This is a genomic window from Glutamicibacter sp. 0426, assembly GCF_001906485.1.
In the GTDB taxonomy this organism is placed as follows: Bacteria; Actinomycetota; Actinomycetes; order Actinomycetales; family Micrococcaceae; genus Glutamicibacter; species Glutamicibacter nicotianae.
In genome coordinates this window covers 413,192-437,214 of record NZ_MPBI01000003.1, presented here as the reverse complement: position 1 = coordinate 437,214, position 24,023 = coordinate 413,192, and the positions used below count along the sequence as shown (strand labels likewise).

General features: G+C 62.5%; 25 protein-coding genes. 18 read left to right on the top strand and 7 right to left on the bottom strand.

Features of this window, described 5'->3' with window-relative positions:
- Positions 1–40: 40 nt before the first annotated feature.
- From BKX98_RS10345 to BKX98_RS10335, 3 genes are read left to right on the top strand one after another with little or no spacing between them, the layout of a single operon-like run.
- Positions 41–778, top strand: coding sequence for a ZIP family metal transporter (locus tag BKX98_RS10345; RefSeq protein WP_073707269.1), 738 nt, complete (start codon positions 41–43; stop codon positions 776–778).
- A 23-nt stretch (positions 779–801) separates the two neighbouring features.
- Positions 802–2,184, top strand: a complete 1,383-nt coding sequence (locus BKX98_RS10340) for an MFS transporter (protein WP_073707158.1) — start codon at positions 802–804, stop codon at positions 2,182–2,184.
- A gap of 13 nt (positions 2,185–2,197) precedes the next feature.
- Entirely contained in the window at positions 2,198–2,386 is a 189-nt protein-coding gene (locus BKX98_RS10335; protein WP_073707268.1) for a hypothetical protein, read from the top strand.
- 10 nt (positions 2,387–2,396) lie between these two features.
- Here the strand turns inward: BKX98_RS10335 and BKX98_RS10330 are convergent, their stop codons facing one another.
- Together BKX98_RS10330 and BKX98_RS10325 are read right to left on the bottom strand one after the other, a co-directional pair.
- Entirely contained in the window at positions 2,397–2,729 is a 333-nt protein-coding gene (locus tag BKX98_RS10330) for a GNAT family N-acetyltransferase (protein ID WP_073707157.1), read from the bottom strand.
- A 17-nt stretch (positions 2,730–2,746) separates the two neighbouring features.
- Positions 2,747–3,748 carry a pirin family protein gene (locus BKX98_RS10325; protein ID WP_038992798.1) on the bottom strand — a complete coding sequence of 334 codons (1,002 nt, stop codon included), beginning with the start codon at positions 3,746–3,748 and terminating at the stop codon, positions 2,747–2,749.
- Positions 3,749–3,917: 169 nt separating this feature from the next.
- Here BKX98_RS10325 and BKX98_RS10320 point away from each other — a divergent pair, with 169 nt between their 5' ends.
- The 3 genes from BKX98_RS10320 (at position 3,918) to BKX98_RS10310 (ending at position 5,217) form a co-directional block, all read left to right on the top strand.
- Positions 3,918–4,379: a MarR family winged helix-turn-helix transcriptional regulator gene (locus BKX98_RS10320; RefSeq protein WP_073707156.1), complete on the top strand. Its 462-nt coding sequence runs from the start codon at positions 3,918–3,920 to the stop codon at positions 4,377–4,379.
- A gap of 85 nt (positions 4,380–4,464) precedes the next feature.
- Positions 4,465–4,722 carry a hypothetical protein gene (locus BKX98_RS10315; protein ID WP_052253948.1) on the top strand — a complete coding sequence of 86 codons (258 nt, stop codon included), beginning with the start codon at positions 4,465–4,467 and terminating at the stop codon, positions 4,720–4,722.
- A 45-nt stretch (positions 4,723–4,767) separates the two neighbouring features.
- A complete protein-coding gene (locus BKX98_RS10310) occupies positions 4,768–5,217 on the top strand; it encodes an SRPBCC domain-containing protein (RefSeq protein WP_038992801.1) in 450 nt (149 codons plus the stop codon).
- A 3-nt stretch (positions 5,218–5,220) separates the two neighbouring features.
- On the opposite strand, the gene BKX98_RS10305 is transcribed toward BKX98_RS10310, so the two are convergent.
- Positions 5,221–5,604 carry a nuclear transport factor 2 family protein gene (locus tag BKX98_RS10305; RefSeq protein ID WP_073707155.1) on the bottom strand — a complete coding sequence of 128 codons (384 nt, stop codon included), beginning with the start codon at positions 5,602–5,604 and terminating at the stop codon, positions 5,221–5,223.
- A gap of 29 nt (positions 5,605–5,633) precedes the next feature.
- A complete protein-coding gene (locus tag BKX98_RS10300) occupies positions 5,634–6,398 on the bottom strand; it encodes an SDR family oxidoreductase (protein ID WP_038992802.1) in 765 nt (254 codons plus the stop codon).
- A 199-nt stretch (positions 6,399–6,597) separates the two neighbouring features.
- Here BKX98_RS10300 and BKX98_RS10295 point away from each other — a divergent pair, with 199 nt between their 5' ends.
- Both BKX98_RS10295 and BKX98_RS10290 read left to right on the top strand, forming a co-directional pair.
- Positions 6,598–7,614, top strand: a complete 1,017-nt coding sequence (locus BKX98_RS10295) for an AEC family transporter (RefSeq protein WP_073707154.1) — start codon at positions 6,598–6,600, stop codon at positions 7,612–7,614.
- A gap of 106 nt (positions 7,615–7,720) precedes the next feature.
- Positions 7,721–8,056 carry a LuxR family transcriptional regulator gene (locus BKX98_RS10290; RefSeq protein WP_038992804.1) on the top strand — a complete coding sequence of 112 codons (336 nt, stop codon included), beginning with the start codon at positions 7,721–7,723 and terminating at the stop codon, positions 8,054–8,056.
- A gap of 68 nt (positions 8,057–8,124) precedes the next feature.
- On the opposite strand, the gene BKX98_RS10285 is transcribed toward BKX98_RS10290, so the two are convergent.
- Positions 8,125–10,398 carry a DUF3533 domain-containing protein gene (locus BKX98_RS10285; protein WP_073707153.1) on the bottom strand — a complete coding sequence of 758 codons (2,274 nt, stop codon included), beginning with the start codon at positions 10,396–10,398 and terminating at the stop codon, positions 8,125–8,127.
- A 172-nt stretch (positions 10,399–10,570) separates the two neighbouring features.
- Between BKX98_RS10285 and BKX98_RS10280 the strand changes: the two genes are divergently transcribed.
- On the top strand, positions 10,571–11,224 hold the full coding sequence (locus BKX98_RS10280) for a TetR/AcrR family transcriptional regulator (RefSeq protein ID WP_073707267.1): 654 nt from the start codon (positions 10,571–10,573) through the stop codon (positions 11,222–11,224).
- 108 nt (positions 11,225–11,332) lie between these two features.
- Here the strand turns inward: BKX98_RS10280 and BKX98_RS10275 are convergent, their stop codons facing one another.
- A complete protein-coding gene (locus BKX98_RS10275) occupies positions 11,333–11,527 on the bottom strand; it encodes a hypothetical protein (protein WP_066142901.1) in 195 nt (64 codons plus the stop codon).
- Between the two features lie 322 nt (positions 11,528–11,849).
- Between BKX98_RS10275 and uraD the strand changes: the two genes are divergently transcribed.
- From uraD to BKX98_RS10255, 4 genes are all read left to right on the top strand, one after another.
- The gene (gene uraD, locus BKX98_RS10270; RefSeq protein ID WP_073707152.1) at positions 11,850–12,344 is read left to right on the top strand and encodes a 2-oxo-4-hydroxy-4-carboxy-5-ureidoimidazoline decarboxylase; all 495 of its coding nucleotides are present in this window, start codon (positions 11,850–11,852) and stop codon (positions 12,342–12,344) included.
- A gap of 69 nt (positions 12,345–12,413) precedes the next feature.
- Positions 12,414–12,770, top strand: coding sequence for a hydroxyisourate hydrolase (gene uraH / locus BKX98_RS10265; RefSeq protein ID WP_038993376.1), 357 nt, complete (start codon positions 12,414–12,416; stop codon positions 12,768–12,770).
- 4 nt (positions 12,771–12,774) lie between these two features.
- On the top strand, positions 12,775–13,698 hold the full coding sequence (gene pucL, locus BKX98_RS10260) for a factor-independent urate hydroxylase (RefSeq protein WP_073707151.1): 924 nt from the start codon (positions 12,775–12,777) through the stop codon (positions 13,696–13,698).
- A 75-nt stretch (positions 13,699–13,773) separates the two neighbouring features.
- Complete coding sequence (locus BKX98_RS10255; RefSeq protein WP_073707150.1) at positions 13,774–15,309, top strand: nucleobase:cation symporter-2 family protein; 1,536 nt, start codon at positions 13,774–13,776, stop codon at positions 15,307–15,309.
- A gap of 1,267 nt (positions 15,310–16,576) precedes the next feature.
- Here BKX98_RS10255 and BKX98_RS16850 read toward each other — a convergent pair.
- Entirely contained in the window at positions 16,577–17,116 is a 540-nt protein-coding gene (locus BKX98_RS16850; RefSeq protein WP_143181089.1) for a hypothetical protein, read from the bottom strand.
- 447 nt (positions 17,117–17,563) lie between these two features.
- Between BKX98_RS16850 and BKX98_RS10245 the strand changes: the two genes are divergently transcribed.
- From BKX98_RS10245 to chvE, 5 genes are all read left to right on the top strand, one after another.
- Positions 17,564–18,565: a substrate-binding domain-containing protein gene (locus BKX98_RS10245; protein WP_233125341.1), complete on the top strand. Its 1,002-nt coding sequence runs from the start codon at positions 17,564–17,566 to the stop codon at positions 18,563–18,565.
- Between the two features lie 163 nt (positions 18,566–18,728).
- Positions 18,729–20,342 carry a xylulokinase gene (locus BKX98_RS10240; protein ID WP_073707148.1) on the top strand — a complete coding sequence of 538 codons (1,614 nt, stop codon included), beginning with the start codon at positions 18,729–18,731 and terminating at the stop codon, positions 20,340–20,342.
- A gap of 25 nt (positions 20,343–20,367) precedes the next feature.
- The gene (locus BKX98_RS10235; protein ID WP_073707147.1) at positions 20,368–21,084 is read left to right on the top strand and encodes an L-ribulose-5-phosphate 4-epimerase; all 717 of its coding nucleotides are present in this window, start codon (positions 20,368–20,370) and stop codon (positions 21,082–21,084) included.
- A gap of 7 nt (positions 21,085–21,091) precedes the next feature.
- Positions 21,092–22,603 carry an L-arabinose isomerase gene (araA, locus tag BKX98_RS10230; RefSeq protein WP_073707146.1) on the top strand — a complete coding sequence of 504 codons (1,512 nt, stop codon included), beginning with the start codon at positions 21,092–21,094 and terminating at the stop codon, positions 22,601–22,603.
- 176 nt (positions 22,604–22,779) lie between these two features.
- On the top strand, positions 22,780–23,949 hold the full coding sequence (chvE, locus tag BKX98_RS10225) for a multiple monosaccharide ABC transporter substrate-binding protein (protein ID WP_052253952.1): 1,170 nt from the start codon (positions 22,780–22,782) through the stop codon (positions 23,947–23,949).
- Positions 23,950–24,023: the final 74 nt, after the last annotated feature.

Genomic DNA, 24,023 nt, shown 5'->3' with positions numbered 1-24,023 from the left:
CACCTACTAACCCGGCTCATTGCTGGCTATAGTGGGTGCCATGTTCGCTTCGTTGCAGGCTTTGCTTTGGGGCACCGTGGCCGGGTCCGCCCTGCTGCTGGGGTCCGGTGCTGCCTGGTGGCTGAAGATCCCCAAGGTCTGGGTCAGCGCCATCATGGCTTTCGGCGCCGGGGTCCTGATCAGCGCCCTGGCCTTCGAGCTGGTGCTCGAAGCCTATGGCACCGGTGGCCTTGGTGCGACGCTGGGCGGTGTCATTGTGGGCGCTGCCTTGTATTTCGGTGCGAACCGGCTGCTGGACTGGCGGACCGGAAAAAGGCAGGCGCAGCGCGCAGACGAGCAGGATTCGTCCGGATCCGCGCTCGCGGTCGGCGCGCTCATCGACGGCATTCCAGAATCCGTGGCCCTGGGACTGACCGTTGTTGCCAGCGCAAGCATTAATCCGGCAATGCTGATCGCCATTTTCATCTCCAATGTCCCCGAGGGCCTGGCGAGCACCGCCCAGATGAAAGCGTCCGGGAAGAAGGGATCCTCGATCGCGTTGCTCTGGGGCGCCATCGCCATTTCCTGCGGCATCGCGGCCTTCCTCGGAGCCCTGCTGTTGGAATCCATGCCCGGCGAGGTGCTGGCCTTCGCCACCGCCGTCGCTGCCGGAGGCATCTTGACGATGATCGCTGACACCATGGTTCCCGAAGCCTACAAGGTGGAGCACGACTACACCGGATTGCTGGTGACCTTGGGCTTCCTCGCGGCGTTCAGCCTGCACGTGATCGGCGGCTAGGAGAAACCTGAGATCATGGTTGCATGCCCCTGAACCGCAGCAGCCAATCAACCGAGCGTGCCGAGTCCACCATCTATGCTCCGCAGTATCTTGCCACCACCCTTGGCATGTTCGTGCTCGTCTTCCTGGTCGCCTTCGAATCCATGGCCGTGACGACGGTGATGCCGCTGGTCAGCGAGCTGCTGGACGGTGAACGCTACTTCGCGCTGGCCTTTGCCGCACCGATCGCCAGCGGCATGCTGGGGATGGTGGCCGCCGGAGAAGTCACCGACCGGTGGGGCCCGAAGCACCCGCTGTTCATCGCCGTTGCCGTATTCTGCGTTGGGCTGCTGATCTGCGGTTCGGCCGAGAACATGCAGACGCTGATTGCCGGGCGCGTCTTGCAGGGAATCGGCGGTGGCGCGATCACCGTCGCCATCTACGTGCTCATTGCCCGGGCGTACCCCGGGCACCTGCACTCGAAGATCTTCGCCCTGTTCGCTACCGCCTGGGTGATCCCGGCGATGATCGGCCCCTGGATAGCAGGCCTGATCGCCGTGCACCTCGGCTGGCGCTGGGTGTTCTCCGGCGTGGCAGTGCTGGTGGTTCTCGCGTTTTGCGGGGTCGTGCCGGCATTGAAGTCGTTGAGCTCGACGCGCAATCCTGACCTGGGGCCGATTTCCGCCAAGCGGCTGGTGCTGGCAGGCCTGACCGGGCTGTCTGTCATCTGCATGAACCTGCTCGGAAATGCGCAGGGCCGCTGGTCCCTGCTCGGGCTGATCCTGGCGCTGGCGGTAGCCCTGGCCGCGGTTCGCCCGCTGCTGCCCAAGGGCACATTCAGCTTGGCCAGGGGACTGCCGTCCACCATCATGACCCGCATCTTCGTGGCCGGTGCCTTCTTCGGCGTGGAAGTCTACCTGCCCTACCTGCTGCGCGAGGATTACCACTTGGGCCCCGACCGGGCCGGCCTGATCCTGACGGCGTCGGCACTGTGCTGGTCGGTGGGCTCATGGCTGCAGGGAAAGCTGGGGGAGAAGGTGGAATCCTCCACCTGCATCACCGTGGGGGCGATTGCCGGCTGCATAGCGATTTCAACTGCATTGGCTACCGCGGTCTTCCATCCGCCGGTGCTCGTGCTGGTCTGCGGATGGGCTGTGGGCGGCTTCGGCATGGGCATGATCTTCCCGAGGCAAAACGTGAACATGCTGGCCCTGTCCGCCAAGGACGAGCAGGGATTCAACTCATCGGCAATGACCGTGGCCGACTCCCTGGGCAATGCCGGGGTCACCGCCATCGGTGGCGTCATCTTCGCAATGGCCGCCACCGGCATGGGGTTCATCTCGGTATTCAGCTTCAGCCTCTTGTTGGTGCTCGTCCTGATCGCGATCTCGCCACGAACCAAAGCTGTTGCGCGGCCGGCAGCCTGACTACGCTGGGGTCATGGACACCAAGCTTCCGAAAACCAGCAACCCCGCGGCCAGGGCCTTCGAGCAGGCCGGCATCACCAGCCTCGAGCAGGCGGGGCAGGCCGGCGCCGCGGCGCTGCTCGCACTGCACGGCGTGGGCCCGAAAGCCATCCGCATCCTGAGCGAAGAGCTGGCCGCGCGCGGCCTGGAGATGAATCCTTGAACTGCCCGGCTCAGCCGCGCGGCAGGATCTCCAGATGGTGCTTTTCCGGTTCCACCAGATGCTTCGCATACTCGGTGTGCTTGGCAACGTAGGCCTTCACGTACGGGCAGACCGGAACGATCCTGGCGCCGCTGGCGATGGTGTTCTCCAGCGCGTATTTCACCATGATGCCGGCCAGCCCTTGCCCGCCATATTCCTCATCCACGGTGGTGTGGAAGAAAATCCGCTCGACTCCTTCTGAACCGTCGAAATCGCGGTAGTGCGCCGCGCCGATCATCTTCCCGTCATCATCGAGGGCGAAACGCTGGCGCTCGGGCAGGAAAACTGGCTTGATATCGCTCATGGAAAGCTCCTTGGTGGCTAGGCGGGGTTCACCCGCGGGCGAAGGCGAACGGTAGGAAGCGCCGGGGCCGGCAGGGCTGCCGGGGTATCAGGCGGGAATGGCCCGAAGCGGTCCTCGGAGGCGTCCCCGGGCTCCGCCCCGATTTCGGCTTGCCACTGCGCGCGGAAGGCGAGGACTTCCTCATGGGTGCGGCCCACGAAGTTCCACCACATTAGGATGTCTTCCTTCAGCGGTTCACCGCCGATGAGCAGCGCCAGCACCGGCTGGTCGCCGGACCTCAGGTGCAGGGTCTTGCACCCGGCCTGCACGAATCCCAGATCGCGCGGGGCGAGCTCATGGCCGTTGACTTCGAGGCTGCCGGAGTCCAAGAGGATCCCGTGCTCATGGTGCTCGGGAACCACGACGTGGATTTCGGTATTCGGCTCGAGGCGCAATTCCGCGCCGCCGAGCTCGGTGTGGGTCTTCACCGGGGAGGCGGAAGATTGCCCAGCTACCGCGTAGGTTCCCAGGAATACCGATAGCGACCAGCCCTCGGCGGTCAGCGGTTCCGGGCGGTAGTTCTCGAAGGTATGCTCCATGTCCCGCGCATGATCGGGCAGCGCGGTCCATAGCTGGGCGCCGTGGAGGATGGTGGTGTCCTCGGTGAGGATCTCCGAATGGCTGATTCCGTGGCCGGCGGTCATCAGGTTGACCTCGCCCGGGCGCACGGTTGCCTTGAAGCCGGCAGAATCCATGTGGTTGATCTCGCCGGTGAAGAGCCAGGAGACGGTCTGCAATCCGGTATGCGGGTGCCGGGGCACGTTCATCCCGCCGGTGACCTTGACGTCGTCCGGACCGTAATGGTCAAGGAAGCACCAGGCGCCAATCAGGCTGCGCTGCTTTTGCGGCAGCGTGCGGAAGACAGTCATGGCCCGCGGGCCGCCCAGCGGCACTTCGCGTGGCTCGAGGATTTCAACCTCTGCCCCGGAGCGCAGTGCATGGCAGTCGATCTCCTGCGGACTCTGCTCAAGATTGCTCATAGGCCAAGGCTATTCACTGCCGCCCGTTTTGACTACTCGCTCCGCTATTTTCCATATCGCCGGAAGCCATGCCATTCCACTGTGCGCGCTTGGGCCCGGTCGCGAAATTTTCGGCCGGGGTACGATCGATGCAGTGGTATTAGGCATCTTTCAAGGAGCTTGCAGCAACGTGGACAGTGCAATTCTTCGCGACGAAGATCTTCTCAAGCTGGAAAAGCAGGTCTGCTTCGGCCTGGCCGTAGCCTCGCGCTCGGTGATCTCGGCATACAAGCCCGTGCTGGATCCGCTGGGACTGACTCATCCGCAGTACCTGGTGATGCTGGCCCTCTGGGATCTGGGACCGATCAGCGCCAGTACCCTCAGCGGGCACCTGCATCTGGATCCGGGAACGCTCTCGCCGCTGGTCAAGCGGCTGGAAACCGCCGGGCTGGTAGCCAAGACGAAGAACCCGGACGATGAGCGGGCAGTGGTCATCCAGCCCACGGAGAAGGGCGCAGCGCTGCGTGCCGAAGCGGTGAAGGTGCCCCGAGAGATGATGGCCCGGCTTGCCCTCTCGGAGAAGGATGTCCTGGAACTGCGCAGCATCCTGGACCGCATGATCGCCGCTGGTGCGAACGCTCCGAAGAGCTAGGCCCTATTTAGTTGGTGCACCAACTAATGACGTATGATTGATGTGCCAGCACTTGCACGTCAGATGACCGAAGAGGACGACGATCATGGATGAATCACCCCTGCCGATCATTTCCGATACCACCGGACTGAGCGTCGGCTACCGCATCTTCTGGCGCCTGAAGTACCTGGGATTGTCGATCTTCGGTCCCGCCGAGCGCCGCGTCCTGGCCAGCCCGCGCGAACGCATCAAATGGGATCGCGCCATGAAGGTCATGCGCGCCCATGAAGCCGCCGGAACCCTGCCGGATGAGCAAACGCTGTACACCGTGAGCCGCATGGAGCCCCGCCGCCCGCAAGGCTAGCCCGCGCAGCTGAGCCCGAAAGCGGGCCGCGATAGAATTGAACCCATGGAATCGATGACTGAGCTTGTAGTCGCCCGGCAGTTTTCCGCACCGAAGAACGCCGTCTGGGCTGCCTTTGTCGAACCGGAAATCATCGCCCAATGGTGGGGGCCGGAGGGCTGGCTGGTCGAGGAAGATTCCGTCGTCTTCGAAGCCAAGGTCGGCGGCCGGCATGAGCTGAACATGGTGCAGGCAGGGAACCCGGAAGCCAGGGTGCCGCTCAAGGCGGTGCTGACCGCCTTCGACGAGTACGAGTGCCTGGCCAGCGCCGACGGCCCGCACGAAATGACCTTGGACCTGGTAATCGAGACCCGCATCGAATTCAAGGAATTCGCCGGCCAGACCATGCTCACGCTGACCCAAACCCCCTTGCCGCATGAGGTGATCGAGTCCAGCACCCAGGCATGGCACTCGGCTTTCGCGAAGCTCGAAGCGCTGCTGGCAGAATACTTCTAGGCCCTACTGCGCAGCAGCGGAAGAAGCGGCGAAATAGCTGCGCACGCCGACCAGCTTCGCTGCCTTGCCGGCCGAGGCGAACCGCAGCACATGGCTGAAGGGAGTTTCCCTGCCGCCACTGGTGAAGATCCCGTCCGCGCTGCCTTCCTTGCCGTGGGTGAGGATGCTCAGGAAGAGCACCCTGCTGGTCTCGGGGCGAGCTTGGACCCACTGTTCCACCGCGTCGCGTCCATGCAGGGCCTGCTCGCCCGGGAACTCCCACACCACATCCTCGGCAAGCCACTGGCGCAGTTCTGCCAGGTCCTTGCCGTGCAGCGCAGCCAGCAGCCCCATGATGATCTGATGGCGCGGGGCGTTGCCGCAGGTCGCCGGGGTCTCAATTTCCATGCCCGGTCCTCCTCGATGATGCCGGCGGCCTAGCCTCGCCCGATGTAGGGCATGCCGCCAGCGGTGATGGTGAATTGGTTGATGGACGTGCCCAATGGAACCCCGGCGATGTACGCAACGGCTTCAGCGGCTTCGGCCAGCGGGAAGGTCGGCTCGACGAGCCGATGTCCGCTGGGCTGCAAGGCTCCCTCGGTGGCGCCAAAATCATCGAGCAGGTCGCTGGCGGTGTTGCCGATATCGATCTGGGTGGCCCTGATCCGGTGCTCGCGCCCATCGAGTTCAAGGCATTTGGTCAGGCCGGCGATGCCGTGCTTGGTGACGGTATAGGCAACGGAGTTCACGCGCGGCACCTGCGCCGAAATCGACCCGTTGTTGATGATGCGTCCCCCGCCGTGCGCCTTGAAGTGGGTGAACGCCGCCCGGGCGGCGTTGATGGCTCCGGTGAGGTTGATCCGGCACACCTCATCCCACTGGGCAGGGTCCAGCTCGTCGATGGCTGCCGGGGGACCGAAGATCCCTGCATTATTGAACAGCACGTCGACCGATCCGAAACGCTCGGCGGCTGCGGCAAACAGCTGATCCACGGCCTGCGGATCACTGACATCGGTGGGGACCACCAGGGCGGAGCCATGTCCTTGCGCCGTCTCGTGCAGCTTCTGCGCGGTGCGCCCGGCGAGCACCACATTCCATCCCTGCTCCAGCAGCAGGCGGGCGGTGGTGCGGCCGATGCCTGATCCTGCACCGGTGATGACGATGGTGCGCGGGGCGTGCGGGGCGTTAGATGCTTGGGACATCAATTCTCCTTGCGGAAATCTCAACGGCATTAGGGTGAGGCGCGTGGTCCCATCCTAGGAATTCGGGCCGCGAAACCCCAGTTTTCTTCTGCATGTTGCGTCGCATCCCCGGCCGCGTTTCCCGGATCAGCCTGGCCGGCTACTAACCTTGAAGTGGCCGGTTCGCGCAATCCGGGCCGAATATCCCCGAAGGAGTCTTGTGTTCCTCGACGTGCTTTATGGCGTGCTGCCGCTGTTCTTCGTCATGCTCATCGGCTACGCCGCCAGCCATGCTCCCAAGTTCCCGGCCAACGTGGAACCAGCACTGAACGTATTCGTCTTCTATGTGGCCCTGCCGGCCCTGCTCTACAAGGTGGTGGCCCGGGCGGACATCAGCGACGGCGTGCCGTTCGCATTCCTGTGGATCAGCATCGTCTCGGCACTCGTGTTCGCGCTAATCAGCTGGCTGGCTTTCCGCTATCTGCTGCGCGCAGACCGGGCGCGGGCGCTCGCCGGCATGCTGGCCACCAGCTTTGGCAACGTCTCGTATCTGGGCATCCCGATCGTCCTGGGCGTGATGGGAACCGAAGCCGGTTTCGCGGCGGGCATGGGGCAACTGGTCCACAACATCATCTTCATGGTCGGGTTCCCCATCCTCGCCCAAATCGTCCTGCCCCACGTAGGCGGAGGAGAGCACAAGGCCAGTGCTGCGCGCATTGCCCGAACCGTGCGCAACGCCCTGGTCTGCAGCCCGGTCACCTGGGCGATGCTCGTCGGCGGGGCGGTAGCAATCTTCGCAGTGCCGGTGCCGCAGCCGGTGGACGACACCATCGACCTGGTGGCCGCCGCGGCTGCTCCGGGCGCGCTCTTCGTCATCGGCATGTCGCTGAAGCGGACCATTGACCGAGCACGTTCCAGGCGCCGGGCGCCGGCGGCCGCGGACGGTACCGCGCCAGCAGCCCGTTGGGCGAAAATTTCCATCGCCACCATGGTCGTGGGCAAGCTCGTGGCATTCCCCGTGCTGGTGGTGGCCATGCTGCTTGCCTTCGCCCCTGAGCTGGACCGCATCTGGTTCAATTCGGCGGTGCTCATGGCGGCCATGCCGGTGAGCGCGACCGCCTACATCATGGCGCAAAACGACACCGGGGATGGCGAACCGACCGCGGTAGCCATCGTCATCACCTGCGTCCTGTCGGTCATAGCATTGCCGGTGCTGGCGCAGCTGGCGCTGAAGTAGCCTTCCGCGCAGTCCTTGACCTTTGCCCCGACCGGGGACAGGCTGGTAGCACCACATGCCAACCGGCGAGGAGCTTCCAGCCGCAGAGATGAGATGCAGGGATTAAATGAAGAAGTTTTCGCTGACCGCCATCGCCCGGGCCCAGCTGCGCGATGCCGAGAACGCCGGCAATGGCCGCGCCGCCAGCACGGTGTTCGGAGGCCATGAGCACACGCTGCGCCAAACTGTCATCGGGATCAAGGCCGGCACCGAGCTGCAGGAGCATGCGAACCCCGGCGAAGCGACACTGCTGGTCCTCGACGGAAGGGTCACCGTCTCATCGATGGGCAACCAGTGGGAGGGGCGCAGTCAGGATCTGATCGTGCTGCCCGAAGGGCGGCTGAAAATCAGCGCTACCGAGGATTCCAGCGTGCTGCTCACGGTGGCCAAGACCGATCGCTAGGCGGAAGCGAACTGCGGGCTAGTCCACATCAATGGACTGGCCCGCATTTGCCGGGGGAGGAGGACTGGCTAGACACTGACCGCGTCCTTCTCCCGGTCTTCGTTGGCGCTTGCGCCGGCCGCGGCCTGCGCGTCAGCCAGTTCCCCGGCTTCGGCATCGATGCCATTGGCCGATGCAGCGGCTTCGCTCGCCTTGGCGTCGCGCTGGCGGCCCTGCAGGGCCGCGAGCTCTTCGGCGGACACCGGGTGGGCTTCGGCATGCACCGGCTTGAGCTGGTCGATGACCAGGGTCAGCGCCAGGCTGGCCAGGGCCCAGATGCCCAGGACCACCAGATGGGACGAGAGGCCGGCCCCGTCGAAGTAGATGATCGCGCGGATCGCTTCAACGGCCGCAGGCATCGGCAAGATGTCGTGCAGGATGGCGAAGATGCGCGGTTCCATGTAGATGGACAGTGCGCCGTTGGAGGCCGGGACGCCCAGGAACATCACGACCAGCATGGTCGGGAGCAGGCAGACCATGCCCATCAGGCGGTTGAATACCGTGGTCAGCATGGCGACCGAGAAGATCGCCAGCACGCCGGTGCCGAACAGCTGCCAGAAGTGGCCTTCGACAGCACCGGTGAACGGTCCGGCGATCAGGTAGAGCACGGCTGACATGAAGGCCGAGTACACCGCCACCAGCGGGATCAGCTTCTGCAGCGGGCGCAGGTGCGGTGCCGCGGTGGAAGCAACCATGATGACCATGAAGCCTGCCATCACCCAACCCATGCCCAGATACATGACCACGGTGCCCATATTGTCGTGCTCCGGAAGCGGCGCCAGTTCCCGGTGGTCCACGGACATGTCCTGGGCCTGGCTGATCTGGGTGAATACCTGCACAACTACCTGCGAGGCGGCGTTGCCGGAAGCCTGGGCGGTGTAAATGGTTGCCTCGGGATCCTGCTTCGATGGCAGCACGAACGCTCCGGCCAGTTCCCGGGATTCGACCAGATAGCGGGCGTCGCCGGCGTTGTCCATGACGGTGAAGGTGAACTTGTCCTCCATGGATTCCTTCAGCGAATCCACCGTCTGCTGGGCCTGCTCCATGGAGGAACCCACGACCGCTACCGGCATCTCGCGCGGAGCCGGGGTCTGCATGGAGCCAAGCATGGAGCTGAGCATGATGGCGATCATGGCGAAAGGCACCGCGCCCAGGGTGATGTAGCGCCATGCCTTGTTCTTCGGGCGCGGGCCGCCATGCAGGGAAGGGACATTGATCTGGGTCGGGATATCGCTCTTGCCCTTGGCGGTGCGCAGCGCATCGATCAGGGCGACTAGCAGCAGCGCTGCCACGGCCCCGCCGGCAAGGATCAGGATATGCACGCCCGCGCCGTCTCCATCGAAGTACAGCACCGAACGCATGGCTTCGCCCAGGGCCGGCATCGGCAGGAACTGGTGCAGGAACGGGAAGATCTTCGGCAGCATGTAGACCGACATTCCCATATTGGAGGCCGGCTGGCCCAGCACCATGAACAGGAACATGCCCGGGATGACAGCCATGGCACCGAAGATGCGGGTCAGCAGCAGCTGGCCTGCGCCCACGGCGAAGACACCCAGGGCCAAGGTGCCCCACGCTGGCAGGATGGTGGCTGCGGGGAGCACGCCGAGGATCGGGCCGCCGACCAGGATGCCCAGTCCCGAGAGGAGGATCGACCATCCGCCCAGCAGCGGCAGCGCCCTGCGGCGCCGCAGCAGCTCGGGGGAGTTGGAGTAGGCCAGGGACCACGGCATGTAGCCGGCGGTGATCATCGCGGTGGCCAGCAGCATGGCGCCCATGCCCATGGAATCATCCGCCGGGAGCGGCTTCAGGTCCTCTGCCGCCAGCTTCAGCCCGTCTTCCAGGATCACCGGCGTGAGCACTGCCTTGATGGCCGAGGATGCTGAGACGCCTGCACCGCTTGCGGTGTACATGGTGGCGGTCTTGCCGTCGAGGTCAACGGCGGCGGTCACTTCGCGGTCATAGACCAGCTCGCGGGCTTCGCGCGGCGAATCGACAATGCGCAGGTCGACTGCATCCCCGTTGCCAGCTTCGAGCGTGCGGACGAAGTCCTCTGCCTTCTCAGTGCTGGTGGCGGAAATGGCCACCGGCATGTTCTTGGCTTCCTGCTGGTGCATGGCGCCGAGGTAGCCCCAGATCATCATGCCCACGATCATCAATGGCATGATGAAGACTGCGACAGTCCTACCGATTTTCTCGGCCTTGGCGCGTTTGGCGGCCGTTTCCTGCTCGGAGAGCGGTTGCTTCTCGTGCTTGGCCCTGCGGGAGGGCGGCGGGTTTTCAGTGACTGCGGCGTCGTTGCTCAACTACGCATGCTCCTTGGATTCTCGGTCAGCGGCGGGATGCTCGGCACCCCGGCAAGATTATTAGTTGAATACTGGCAACCAATTTACGCCACATGGCGTAAAATTATCTATAACTGTGCCGAGGTTCACTACCTGGGCAACTGGTGCGTAATGCGAGCGAAGGGTGGAGACGGTGAGTCGACATGGCGAAAAGGCGCGGGAGATTCTGCTTGATGCGGCAGAAGAGCTTTTCGCGCGCTATGGAATCGACGCCGTATCGAATCGGAAAATTGCCGAACATGCCGGCACGGCCAACCACTCGGCGATCAAGTACCATTTCGGGAGCCGGCAGGATTTGCTGGAAGCCATGCTGCAGCGGGCGCTGGATGGCATGCGCCGCTGCCGCGCGTCGCTCCCGTCGGCGGCAGGCGGGCCCGAGGCAAGCCTGCGCGAACTGGTTACCGTGCAGGCGCTTCCCTGGGTGTATTCCTTCGACGCGTTGGATCACCCTTCCTGGCGGGCGCAATTCCTCTATCAGGCCCGCCTGCATCCGGAGCTGCCATCGATCGTCGGCGACAGCCTGCGTGCAGAGGTGCTGGACGCCGCGGCCCAGGGCCGGGCGATCAGGGAGTTCGAGGGCATTCCCGAAGTGGTGGTCAAGTCGCGTGCATTGATTCTCGGTCCGATGTTCCTGGGGTTGTGCGCGCAGTACGAGCGCACGGTCAACGACGGCAGGCAGCGGGGCAACTGGGAATCGGTGGGCTACTTCCTGGTCGATTCCATGGTGGGCATGCTGGCGGCGCCGAGCACTGCACCAGCCGACTTCATGGCGTTCGGCGATGACTAGCGGAAGCTGGTGCGTGGCCGCTCTCCGGATCGGAAAGCTGAATTAAAAAACGCAGAGGCCAGGTCCCGACGCCTCAGGGGTTGGCCTCTGCGTGGTCTTGAGGAGCGCCTAGCGCCCTTGGTGCTGGCCGAACAGGCGGCTGAACAGCGAGGGGACCTCGCGGGTGATCCGCGGCTGGCGGGCGATATCGGGATCCAGGCCTTCGATTGGCTGGAACAGCCCGGTGCGCAACGCGTCGGTGGTGGCAACGAGGCGCTGGCCCTCCGGTGAGCAGTTGATCTTGCCAGTGTTGATAGCGGTCATTGCGACCCTCCTTCGCGATTCTCTATTTCCATAATATGGAAATTATGTTTTGCCTTGCGAAACCATTATGTGCATCATGGTGGATTGTTGGCAATAGCTGGGCGCAAAATTTTCTATCCGCAATGCGGAAAACTTTCATAAATCACACTTGTTAAAGATTTTCCGGCTTTGACTTGACGGCGACGCTGTGAGGTGGATTACAGTGGTGGCACAAGGTTCCACGAAACCAGCATCGAGTCGAAGCCGAAGTCTCCTTCGGTGGTAAGGGTGTTCAGCCAAGGTCCGTGGAAAGAACGACCGTTAGAAAAGAGCTGATCACCCGATGCGACTAGACGTATTCAATCAATTGCCCGCAGCCGAGGCGGCAGATGTCCTGCGCCCCTGCGTGGATGTCGAGCGCTGGATCGATGCACTTGTTTCCGCCCGTCCTTTCAACAGCTTCGATGAGCTTTCCAGCTATGCGCTGCAGGACGTCGCCCCCTTCAACCGCGAGGAAATCGCCGCCGCCCTGGCGCACCACCCGCGCATCGGCGAACAAGCGCAGGGCAGCAGCAAGGAAGCCGACCTCTCGCGTGGCGAACAGGCAGGCCTGGACTTTGATGGCGATGTCACCTCACGCCTGGCCGCGGCCAACAAGGCCTACGAGCAGCGCTTCAACCGGGTCTTCCTCATCCGCGCCGCTGGCCGCAGCTCCGAAGAAATCCTCGCCGAATGCGAACGCCGGCTGGCCAATGGCGAGCAGGAAGAACTTCTTGAGGTTGCCGAGCAGCTGCGCCAGATCGCGCTGCTGCGGCTGAGGAACGCGGTGGACAACTAAGCCAATGCCCGGGGTGCACACCCCGCGCATTTACCGACCCCTTATCCCTCCGACAGCCAGGAGATGAACATGGCAGATGGCAACGGCGAACGCAGCCACATCACCACCCACATACTCGACACCGGGACCGGGAGGCCTGCCTCCGGTGTCAAGGCCACGCTGGAAGCCAAGACGGCATCCGGCTGGCAAGAAATCGGTTCAGGTTCCACGGATGCCGATGGCCGCATCAAGAACCTCGGACCGGTACAGGTTGAAGCCGGCCGCTACCGGATTTCCTTTGAAACCGGCGGCTACTTCGGGAAGCAGGGAACGGAAAGCTTCTTCCCCGCGGTAAGCATCGATTTCTTCGTCAATGACGTCGACGAGCACTACCACGTACCTCTTCTTATCAGCCCGTTTGCATATTCCACGTACCGAGGGAGTTAGAACCATGACTACCGAAATCACCGCCCCGGCAGACACCAAGATCGTGCTGGGCTCCAACCAGTACGGCAAGGCCGAAGTCCGCCTGGTCAAGATCACCCGCGACACGGTTCGCCACCAGATCCAGGATCTGAACGTCACCAGCCAGCTGCACGGCGACTTCACCGCCGCGCACCAGGATGGCGACAATGGCCGCGTTGTCGCCACCGACACCCAGAAGAACACCGTCTATGGCTTGGCCCGCAACGGCGTGGGTGCCATCGAGGAGTTCCTGGTGCAGCTTGGCGAGCACTTCACCGGGGAATTCGATTGGATCACCGGTGGCCGCTGGGCAGCCCAGCAGTTCTTCTGGGACCGCATCAACGACCACGACCACGCCTTCTCGCAGAACAAGTCCGAGATCCGCACCGCCGTGCTGGAAATCGGCGCCGACGGCAAGAAATCGATCGTTGCAGGCCTGGAAGACCTCACCGTGCTGAAGTCCACGGGCAGCGAATTCCACGGCTTCCCGCGGGACAAGTACACGACACTGAAGGAAACCACCGACCGCATCCTGGCCACCGACGTGACCGCGCGCTGGCGCTACACCGAGCAGGCCATCGCCGAGGGCATCGACTTCGACGCGGTCTACACCTCGGTGCGCCAGCTGCTGCTGACCCGCTTCGCCGACACCCACTCGTACGCGCTGCAGCAGACCATGTTCCAGATGGGGCAGGCAGTGCTCGAAGCGCATCCGGAAATCGCCGAGATCAAGATGTCGCTGCCGAACAAGCACCACTTCCTGGTGGACCTCGAGGTCTTCGGCCAGGACAACCCGAATGAGGTCTTCTTCGCGGCTGACCGCCCGTACGGACTGATCGAAGCGACGGTCACCCGAGAAGGCACCGAGGCGAATCACCCGATCTGGGCAAATATTCCGGCATTTATCTAAACGAACAGCGTTGAAGGTGTGCCGGTGCTGGCACACCGGCACACCTTTGGCAGCGACTGACGTAGGAGGTCAGCCTTGAGCGCTACACAAGATGAATCTATCAAAGGCAATCGTCCCGAGGACGCCAAGCTTCCGCTGGGGAAGTCCTTTGCCTATGGCTTGCAGCATGTCCTGACGATGTACGGGGGAATCATCGCCCCGCCGCTGATCATCGGCAACGCCGCAGGGCTGGCTCCGGACGAAATCGGCCTGCTGGTCGCCTGCTGCCTGTTTGTCGGCGGGCTGGCCACCATCCTGCAAACCGTGGGCATCCCGTTCTTCGGTGCGCAGCTGCCGCTGGTCCAGGGCACCTCCTTCGCCTCCGTGGCCACCATGGTGGCCATCGTCAATGGCGGCGGCGGCATCCAGGCGGTCTTCGGCGCCGTGCTCGTCGCTGCGCTGATCGGCTTCCTCATCGCGCCGTTCTTCGCCCGCATCATCAGATTCTTCCCGCCGGTAGTGACCGGCGTAGTCATCACGATGATCGGCATCTCGCTGACCCCGGTCGCGGCCAACTGGGCCATGGGCGGGGACGCCAAGGCCGAGGGCTATGGGTCGCTGGCCAACATCGGCCTGGCCGCCGGAACGCTGCTGGTGGTGCTGCTGCTCTCCAAGGTCGGCAATGCCGCGATCTCCCGCATGTCGATCCTGCTGGCCATCGTGCTGGGCACGGTCGCCGCGGCACTGCTGGGCATGGCAGATTTCTCGCAGGTCGGCCACGGCGCCATCTTCGCCTTCCCGCAGCCGCTGGCCTTCGGCATGCCGGTCTTCGAAATCGGCGGCATCATCTCGATGACCATCGTGGTGCTGGTGATCCTCACCGAAACCACCGCTGACATCCTCGCGGTGGGCGAGATTGCCGGCTCGAAGGTGGATTCCAAGCGCATCGCCGACGGCCTGCGCGCCGACATGGCTTCCTCCGCGGTAGCCCCGATCTTCAACACCTTCACCCAGTCGGCCTTCGCGCAGAACGTCGGCTTGGTGGCCATCACCGGAATCACCAGCCGCTTCGTGGTCGCTGCCGGCGGTGGCATCCTCGTGGTGCTCGGCTTGCTGCCGATCCTTGGCCGCGTGGTCGCGGCCATCCCCACCCCGGTGCTCGGCGGTGCTGGCATCGTGCTCTTCGGCACCGTTGCCGCCTCCGGAATCCGGACCCTGTCCAAGGTGAAGTACGACGGCATGAACCTGGTGATTGTCGCCGCCTCGATTGCCTTCGGCTGCATCCCGATCGTGAAGCCCGACTTCTATGCAGGATTCCCCACCTGGTTCGAGACGATCTTCCACTCCGGAATTTCCTCGGCAGCCGTGATGGCCGTGCTGCTGAACCTGCTGTTCAACGAGCTCAAGTTCGGAAACACGAAGAATGCATCAGTCTTCTCGGCAGCTCCGCCGCGGATGGTCAAGACCGAGGAGATCTGCGGACTGCTCGAGGGCGACCACTACGTGGGCGGCAAGCTCATCGACAAGGAAGGCTACGAGATTCCTGTAGTCACGCCCGATGAGTTCGAGCAGATCCAGACAGGGGCCATCGAGATGCCTGTACCCAGGCTTGCCGGGTCATCTGAACACTGACTCGGCGACGGCGCCAGAAGCCGACGCCGTCGAAGAAGCAGATGACGAGACGAAGTAACTCTAAGGAACTACCCGTAAACCAAGGTTTGCGGGTAGTTCTTTGTACTCCCAGCATGGGCGGCTTAGCTCCTAGCCACTGGTAACTGCGTCACCGTGAGGTGGGGCGGGAAGGAAGCTGAGGCAAACTCTGCACTGTGGAACACGAATCACATAGAAGGTATTTCTGCCGGGGTAAGACAGCAAGAGATGGAGAAGCCAGTCCAACCCGTTTTATTCCATCGACAATCGGAAGATGCGTAAAAGTGGCAGAGACAGGGTAAAAATTGATGTTCTTATTTAGTGAGGTCTGTCCTAGTGTGTCCCCAGTTGTGTTGATGAAGCGATCTTGTCCGTGAGGGCGGGAACAATGGGACAGAAGTCAGCGGAGGCCATAGTACCTGCCACGGAATCACTTCGGGTTGGGAGCCCGGAGATAAGTCTGAGGCCTGTTGTGCTCGATGACGGAGGCAGGTAAGGGGTGAACGCGGGGAATTGAGTGTCTGAGGCATTGATGAAATGCTTGGATCCACGTGGTTCCGAAGATCCAAGCATTTTCCCTAGCGAAACTTCAGTTTAGATAGTGCCTGAATGTTCGTTGAGGTTATATTCATACATCTCATCGACATGTTGAGCTTGGTGCTCGCACGCTACCTCCAATGGAAATTCTGGGCCACTAATATTCGCCTGAGTTTCGTGGTCTCTTAGGCATTGTCACCTGAAATACACGCAAGAGGTGTCACTTTTGGCGCAAATTTCTATCTCGAATAATACGTTCCAGAACAGTGATGTATAGCAACGTCACGATTAAACCGAACGTTGAAGGTAGTACTGAAAGGAAAATGTCCTTGTCATATTCCGAAGGCATAAGATAAGCGAGAGTAAACCTCACGATTGAAAACACGGCGATCGACGTGAGCAACACAATTGTGATGCTACGGCGCGAGGCAAGACCGAAGAATTGCGTATTTGGGCTTCGCTTGCCTGAGTTTTTGATTCCGAGCCAAGTGAACATGGTTCCACTCCTTCCGGGTTTATAGGTATTGATACACGATGCCACCGAGGCACGTGACTGCGGCAAGGACGCCGATTCGGCGAACTAAGAATTTGACCGCTTTGTCCCAGCTCGAGAAAGTTGCTTCCAAGACACCCCATACGGTGAACGTTCCTGGCTGAATCCCTAGGCAGCCCGCTATTACTTTCTTATTGTGTTCGCGGAGTGTTGGGTCTGCTACGATCCCGTATTTAAAGGACTCAATATGCTCGACGACTTGCGTAATTGTTTTCCATGAACCTCAAAGTGTGTAGGTACTGCGGTCCCATCAGCATCATAGGCCCAGGGGCGGTCAATAGAAGCAACAATATTTTCATGTTTGTCTAATGCCTCGATACCTCCATCGTGTTTCTTAACGATGCGGTCAAAGTTTCCCGTCAATTCAAAGGGGTATCCCCTTGGGGATTCCGGCGAATCGATGTGAATCACTGCCCGAGCGTCACCATTAGATAACGCCTGATAAACAATCTGGTGAGAGTCTGATGTGGTCGCAATGCTGTTATCAGTGTATGAAGTGCCGCCGGTTTCAGTCTTTAGTCCGACGGAGCCGTTCTGAAGCTCCGATGATGTGCCGTCGGTTGCCACGGTTGGAAGAGCGGCACTTGAAGCATCGATGCGATTGTGGGCAGCAAGGGAAGCCAGAGAAGCGTAGGCATCTGAGACCTGATTCTCATGTAGATCGTTTCTTAGTTCGGCAGCAGATGCCGGTACCGTCAAGCCGAGAGTTAGGCTCCCGAGTGCAGCTAGAACTAGTGCTGAAGATATAGTTTTACTCAACAAGTTTCCTGTCGTGTTGATCGAGGTTTTGAAATAAATGCAATACTTGTATTGAATCTATTTACGCGTATAAGGGCATGTCAAATTAGTAATTTGTGCAGTACCTATAGACCAGTCATGTAAATTAATAATTTATCTCATGTGTGATTCGTGGGGATTCTGTGATGCCTGAGCTAGTGGATTTTTCGTAGTTGCCAACGACGGCCTGCTGAAGCTTGACGCGGGTAATCGATGACAGTTTGTCAAATTCCACGACTTCGCGACCTTCTGTTGGTGTGCGGGCGGAGATGTGGGTTCTTTCTGGTGCTTCCAGTCATCTTTGCAATAATGACCGTTGTGAACATTGCTCAGCCCGGTGAAGGGCACCCGAATAAAAGGCCTCCGTCAATGGCGGATGTAGCGGCCATGGCAGGGGTGTCGCACCAGACTGTGTCGCGAGTGCTCAACAACCACCCCAATGTCCGGTCCGGAACGCGTGACCAGGTCATGGAAGCAATCCGCAAACTCGGGTATCGCCGCAATCGAGCTGCCCGTGCTTTGGCGACATCGCACTCCAGCACCATTGGGATTCTGACCATCGGCAGCGAGTTCTTCGGACCGCAGTCAACTGTGCTGGCCATCGAAGCAGCAGCCCGCGCGCAAGGCTATTTCGTCAGCGTGACCGCATTGGATCGCTACGACGCTCACAGTGCAACCGAAGCCTTGAACCACCTGGTTGACCAAGGAGTTGACGGCGTGGTGATGGTCGCGCCGTTCGAAAAGGTCATTGACGCCCTGGATGATGCGGCGCTCACGATCCCAGTGGTAGTTGTCGCCGCCCGCACCAGCGTTCCCGTCTCGGATCCGGCTCGCTACGTCTATGTAGACCAGCGCGAAGGCGCACGCCTGGCTACCGGACACCTCCTAGCTTTAGGTCATCGCAAAATTGCCCATGTCTCCGGGCCAACCGGCTGGTTCGACGCCACCGAGCGCCAAATCGGCTGGCAGGAAAAAATGCTCGAAGCCAAGGCGCCGATTATTGAAGTGCCCGCCGAATCATGGCTGGCGCCCAGCGGGTACGAGGCGGGCAAGAGACTGGTTGACTCGGTGCGCGTCGGGGAAGTGACGGCAGTCTTCGCCGCGAATGACTATCTCGCCACTGGCATCCTGCGCGCCTTCTGGGAAGCCGGGCTGGATGTGCCAACCGATGTCTCGGTGATCGGTTTCGACGATCTGCAGATTTCGAATTTCCTCATTCCATCGCTGACCACCGTTCGGCAGCCATTCAGGGACGTCGGGCATGCGGCACTCACGGAATTGCTCGAAGGCGACACCGCGGATAAATCTCCAAAGGTGATCGCTCCAACGCTGGTCATGCGGGCGAGCACGGCCCCGCTGAAGTCCCAGTAATTCTGTTCTAGTTGCCCGCATCTCGACAGCGGGTGTTGCGCATCACGAAATGTTAGCGCTAACATTACTTCGAAGTTCCTGCCGGCAATATTCCGAATACCTCGGAGTGCTGCTGGCGATGCGAAGACGCTGCCCACAAGCTGGGCCTCAGGACGGAGAGTTCATGGCCACCGCGCCCCAGGATGCAACTGCTGCCCAGCTCATCACCAGCGGCCAAGCCGTGCTCGGCATCGAACTGGGCTCCACCAACATCAAGGCCAGCTTGATCGGCCCGGACTTCCAGCAGCTGGCCAGCGGAAGCCACCAGTGGGACAACCAGTTCGAAGACCAGCTGTGGACCTACTCGCTGGATGCCATCCGCACCGGCCTGCAGCAGTGCTTCGCCGCCGTGCTTGCCGACTGCCGCCAGCGCTACGGCGTTGCGCCCAGCAGCTTCGCCTCGATGGGCGTCTCGGCCATGATGCACGGCTACCTGGCCTTTGGCCAAGACGGCGAACTGCTGGTTCCCTTCCGCACCTGGCGCAACACCAACACACGGGTGGCCGCCGAGCGGCTGACCGGAGCCTTCCGTGTCAACATCCCGCTGCGCTGGTCCGTTGCCCACTACTTCCAGGCCATGATCGATGGCGAGGAGCATGTGCCGCAGGTCCGGCACTTTACCACCTTGGCTGGCTATGTCCACACGCTGCTCACCGGCGAGAAGGTGCTGGGGATCGGTGATGCCTCGGGCATGTTCCCCATCGACACCGCGACCGGCACCTACGACGCCGCGATGCTCGACGCCTTCGACGAGATCTCAGCGTCCTACCAGGCCACATGCACCCTGGCCGAGCTGCTGCCGGCAGTCATGCCAGCCGGCGCGGCGGCAGGAAACCTGAGCGAAGCCGGCGCCCGCCTGCTCGATCCCACCGGCCAGCTGCAGCCCGGCACCCCGTTCTGCCCGCCCGAAGGCGATGCCGGAACCGGTATGGTGGCCACCAACTCGGTGGCCGTGCGCACCGGCAACGTCTCGGCCGGCACCTCGATCTTCGCGATGCTGGTGCTGGAGCGGCCGCTGGCCGGAGTGCACCACGAAATCGATGTGGTCACCACCCCGGCCGGCGACAGCGTCGCCATGGTCCACTGCAATAACGGCGCAAGCGAGATCGGCGTCTGGGCCGCCGTGTTCGGCGAGTTCGCCAAGGCGCTGGGCGTGGATGCCTCCAGCGACCGTATCTTCGAGGCGCTGCTCGGCTCGGCGCTGGACGGCCAGGCCGATGGGGCGGGCCTGCTGGCCTATAACAACCTGTCCGGCGAGCCGGTCACCGGCCTGGAGCAAGGGCGGCCGCTGGTCATCCGCACCCCGGACTCCGCATTGACCCTGGCCAACCTGATGCGCGCCCAGGTCTACGGTATGTTCGCCACCCTGAGCCTGGGCATGAAGGTGCTGGCCGCGCAGGGCGTGCGGGTGGAAAAGCTCAATGCCCATGGCGGCATCTTCCGCACCGCCGGGGTGGCCCAGCGCTTCCTGGCCGCCGCGCTGGACACCGAAGTGAGCGTCTCGGAAACTGCTGGCCACGGCGGGCCGTGGGGCATCGCGGTGCTGGCAAGCTTCCGCCAGTTCATCGAAGCCAACCCGCAGGCCAGCTTGGATTCCTATCTGGACGAGCTGGTCTTCGCCGAGGCCAAGACCAAGGGCGCGGCCCCATTGCCTGAAGATGTGGTCGGCTACAACGCCTGGCTGCAGAACTATGAATCCGGATTGGCCATCCAGCGTGCGGCCATCGCCGCCCTTTAAGTTCCCAGCAGAAAGCCAAGAAAACATGAGTGAGCTCAAGTCGCTGGCGGATTATCCGCAATCGATGCAAGACGAGGTGGCCGCGGTCCGGCAGGCAGTTGCCAGCCTGCACGCCGAATTGCCGCGCTACGAGCTGGTGGTCTGGACCGCAGGCAACGTCTCCCAGCGCGTGCGCCATCCCCAGATCACCGATGGCAGCGCAGATCTGTTCGTGATCAAGCCGTCGGGGGTTTCCTATGACGACTTGACCCCTGAATCGATGGTGGTGTGCACCATCGACGGCAAGCTGCTTGAGGGCGAGCATGCGCCGTCCTCGGATACCGCCGCCCACGCCTACACCTACGAGCACATGCCGGAGGTCGGCGGCGTGGTGCACACCCACTCCACCTACGCCACCGCCTGGGCGGCGCGCGGCGAGGAAATCCCCTGCGTGCTGACCATGATGGCCGACGAATTCGGCGGACCAATCCCGGTGGGTCCCCTCGCCATCATCGGCGACGACTCGATTGGCCGCGGCATTGTCTCGACCTTGAGCGAGTCCCGCAGCCCTGCGGTGCTCATGGCCAACCACGGGCCGTTCACCATCGGCAAGGACGCCCGTGCGGCAGTCAAGGCCGCGGTGATGTGCGAGGAAGTGGCGCGCACCGTGCATATCGCCCAGCAGCTCGGGGATCCGCAGCCCATCGACCCCGCGAAAATCGACTCGCTCTACGAGCGCTACCAGAACGTTTACGGACAGTAAGGACATCATGGCCAAGGCATATAGTGACAAGGAAATCTGGTTCTTCACCGGCAGCCAGGACCTGTACGGCGAAGACACCCTGCGCCAGGTGGCGCAGCAGTCCACCGAGGTGGCGCAGGCCCTGGATGCGTCCGCCGACGTTCCGGCAAAGATCATCTGGAAGCCGGTGCTGAAGGACTCCGAATCGATCCGCCGCGCGATGCTGGAAGCGAACTCGGATGAGAACGTGCTGGGCGTCATCACCTGGATGCACACCTTCAGCCCGGCGAAGATGTGGATCAACGGCCTGAAAGCCCTGCAGAAGCCGCTGCTGCACCTGCACACCCAGGCCAATGTCGAACTGCCGTGGGATACGATCGACTTCGACTTCATGAACCTGAACCAGGCAGCGCACGGCGACCGCGAATACGCCTACCTGGCCACCCGCCTGGGCGCCGCGCGCACCACGGTGGTCGGCCACGTCTCCAATCCCGCGGTCACCCGCCGCGTGGGCACCTGGATCCGCGGCGCTGCCGGTTTCAACGCCGTGCAGAACCTGAAGCTGGTCCGCTTCGGCGACAACATGCGCAATGTCGCGGTGACCGAGGGCGACAAGACCGAAGCCGAGATCCGCTTCGGGGTCTCGGTGAACACCTGGGCCGTCAATGACCTGGTCGAGGCCGTGAAGGCCGTGGCCGAGGCCGACATCGATGCGCTGGTCGGCGAGTACGAGCGCGAGTACGACGTGGTTCCCGAACTGCGTGCCGGCGGTGCCCGCCACGAGTCGCTGCGCTATGCCGCCGCCCAGGAAATCGCGCTGGAAGCGTTCCTGTCCAAGGCCGGCGCCATGGCCTTCACCACCAACTTCGAGGACCTCGGCGGGCTCAAGCAGCTGCCGGGCCTGGCCGTGCAGCGCCTGATGGGCAAGGGCTACGGCTTCGGCGCCGAGGGCGACTGGAAGACCGCGGTGCTGGTGCGCGCCGCCAAGGTGATGGGCGAGGGCCTGCCGGGCGGAGCCTCGCTGATGGAGGACTACACCTACGACCTGACCCCCGGCAAGGAGCTGATCCTCGGTGCCCACATGCTCGAGGTCTGCCCGTCGCTGACCACCTCGAAGCCGCGGGTGGAAATCCACCCGCTGGGCATTGGCGGCCGCGAGGATCCGGTGCGCATGGTGTTCAGTGCGGATGCCGCCGAGGGCGCGGTGGTCGTCTCCATGGCCGATATGCGCGAGCGCTTCCGGCTGACCGCCAATGTGGTGGACGTGGTGACCCCGCCGGCTGACCTGCCGAACTTGCCGGTGGCCCGCGCGGTCTGGAGCCCGCGGCCTGATTTCAATATCTCTGCCGAGTCCTGGCTTGCCGCCGGCGGGGCGCACCACACGGTGATGTCCACCGCCGCAGGCATCGAGGCTTTCGAGATCTTCGCGGAGATCGCCGGTGCCGAACTGCTGGTCATCGACGAGGAGACCACGCGCCGGAACTTCGCGCAGCAGATCCGCGTCAACCAGAGCTACTACCGCTTGGCGCAGGGCTTCTAGCAGCCAGGCGGGCCCCTTTAATGGACCCTGCGCGCCCTGTGCTGGGCGCGCAAGGCCACTGGGTAAGGGATCTTAATTTATTTTCATCAGAGGGTGGTCGAAGTCACTGTGTTAGCGCTAACATAGTGTGAGTCCAGTCTCATTCGCAGATATGGCAACCTTTCAAGGAGGAAAAGATGGCATGGAATAATTGGACCCGCAAAGCCGTAGCGACCATGGGATCGCTCGCGCTGGTCGGCGCTTTGGCAGCCTGCAGCGGCAGCGGCGCCGGAGGCGGAGCCGGGGCTGGCGGCGGGGAATCGACCGCCCCCGAGGACATCCAGGTGGGCGTCGCAATGCCAACCGAGACGTCCGAACGCTGGATTGCCGACGGTGAAGCGGTCAAGTCCCAGCTGGAAGAAGCCGGCTTCGAAGTCGACCTGCAGTTCGCGAATGACGACATCCCCACCCAGCAGCAGCAGATCGACCAGATGATCACCAAGGGCAGCGACATCCTGGTGGTCGCCTCCATCGACGGTACCGCGCTGTCCACCCAGCTGCAGGCCGCCGCGGACCAGAACATCCCGATCATCTCCTACGACCGCCTGATCAACGGCACCGAGAACGTCGACTTCTACGTCACCTTCGACAACTACAACGTCGGCGTCCAGCAGGCCACCTCGCTGCTGGCCGGCATGGGCCTGGCCGATGACCAGGGCAAGCGCACCGACAAGAAGGGCAAGTTCAACATCGAGCTCTTCGCCGGTTCGATCGACGACAACAACGCGCACTTCTTCTGGAAGGGCGCCATGGACACCCTCAAGCCATACCTCGACGACGGCACGCTGACGGTCAAGTCCGGCCAGACCAAGATCGAGCAGGCAGCCACCCTGCGCTGGAGCCAGGAAGAAGCCCAATCGCGCATGGAAGACCTGATCACCGCCCACTACCAGGGCGGCAAGACCAAGATCGACGGCATCCTCTCGCCATTCGATGGCATTTCCCGCGGCATCATCACCGCGCTGTCCAACGCCGGCTACGGCAAGTCCATCAAGGACGGCCTGCCGATCATCTCCGGCCAGGACGCCGAAATCGCCTCGGTGAAGCTGATCGACGACGGCGTGCAGTACGCAACCATCTTCAAGGACACCCGCAAGCTGGCCACCCAGGCTGTCGAGGCAGTGAAAGCCTACGCCGGCGGCGGCGAGCCGGAAGCCAACGACACCGAAAGCTACGACAACGGCAAGAAGGTCGTTCCCTCGTACCTGCTGAATTCGGACATCGTGGTCAAGGACAACATCACCTCGCTGCTGGTCGACTCCGGGTACTACACCGCCGAGGAAGTCAAGGCCGGACAGGCCAAGTAGCCGCGCAGGCAGCAACCGCGGTGGCGGGAGGACAACCTGCGCTCCCGCCGCCGCGGTTCACCGCTCACAGCACA

Excerpts from the sequence above, each read along its gene's own strand:
- BKX98_RS10345 (WP_073707269.1), top strand. The coding sequence starts at position 41 with ATGTTCGCTTCGTTGCAGGCTTTGCTTTGGGGCACCGTGGCCGGGTCC.
- BKX98_RS10340 (WP_073707158.1), top strand. The coding sequence starts at position 802 with ATGCCCCTGAACCGCAGCAGCCAATCAACCGAGCGTGCCGAGTCCACC.
- BKX98_RS10335 (WP_073707268.1), top strand. The coding sequence starts at position 2,198 with ATGGACACCAAGCTTCCGAAAACCAGCAACCCCGCGGCCAGGGCCTTC.
- BKX98_RS10330 (WP_073707157.1), bottom strand. The coding sequence starts at position 2,729 with ATGAGCGATATCAAGCCAGTTTTCCTGCCCGAGCGCCAGCGTTTCGCC.
- BKX98_RS10325 (WP_038992798.1), bottom strand. The coding sequence starts at position 3,748 with ATGAGCAATCTTGAGCAGAGTCCGCAGGAGATCGACTGCCATGCACTG.
- BKX98_RS10315 (WP_052253948.1), top strand. The coding sequence starts at position 4,465 with ATGGATGAATCACCCCTGCCGATCATTTCCGATACCACCGGACTGAGC.
- BKX98_RS10310 (WP_038992801.1), top strand. The coding sequence starts at position 4,768 with ATGGAATCGATGACTGAGCTTGTAGTCGCCCGGCAGTTTTCCGCACCG.
- BKX98_RS10305 (WP_073707155.1), bottom strand. The coding sequence starts at position 5,604 with ATGGAAATTGAGACCCCGGCGACCTGCGGCAACGCCCCGCGCCATCAG.
- BKX98_RS10300 (WP_038992802.1), bottom strand. The coding sequence starts at position 6,398 with ATGTCCCAAGCATCTAACGCCCCGCACGCCCCGCGCACCATCGTCATC.
- BKX98_RS10290 (WP_038992804.1), top strand. The coding sequence starts at position 7,721 with ATGAAGAAGTTTTCGCTGACCGCCATCGCCCGGGCCCAGCTGCGCGAT.
- BKX98_RS10275 (WP_066142901.1), bottom strand. The coding sequence starts at position 11,527 with ATGACCGCTATCAACACTGGCAAGATCAACTGCTCACCGGAGGGCCAG.
- uraD (WP_073707152.1), top strand. The coding sequence starts at position 11,850 with ATGCGACTAGACGTATTCAATCAATTGCCCGCAGCCGAGGCGGCAGAT.
- uraH (WP_038993376.1), top strand. The coding sequence starts at position 12,414 with ATGGCAGATGGCAACGGCGAACGCAGCCACATCACCACCCACATACTC.
- pucL (WP_073707151.1), top strand. The coding sequence starts at position 12,775 with ATGACTACCGAAATCACCGCCCCGGCAGACACCAAGATCGTGCTGGGC.
- BKX98_RS10245 (WP_233125341.1), top strand. The coding sequence starts at position 17,564 with ATGGCGGATGTAGCGGCCATGGCAGGGGTGTCGCACCAGACTGTGTCG.
- BKX98_RS10240 (WP_073707148.1), top strand. The coding sequence starts at position 18,729 with ATGGCCACCGCGCCCCAGGATGCAACTGCTGCCCAGCTCATCACCAGC.
- BKX98_RS10235 (WP_073707147.1), top strand. The coding sequence starts at position 20,368 with ATGAGTGAGCTCAAGTCGCTGGCGGATTATCCGCAATCGATGCAAGAC.
- araA (WP_073707146.1), top strand. The coding sequence starts at position 21,092 with ATGGCCAAGGCATATAGTGACAAGGAAATCTGGTTCTTCACCGGCAGC.
- chvE (WP_052253952.1), top strand. The coding sequence starts at position 22,780 with ATGGCATGGAATAATTGGACCCGCAAAGCCGTAGCGACCATGGGATCG.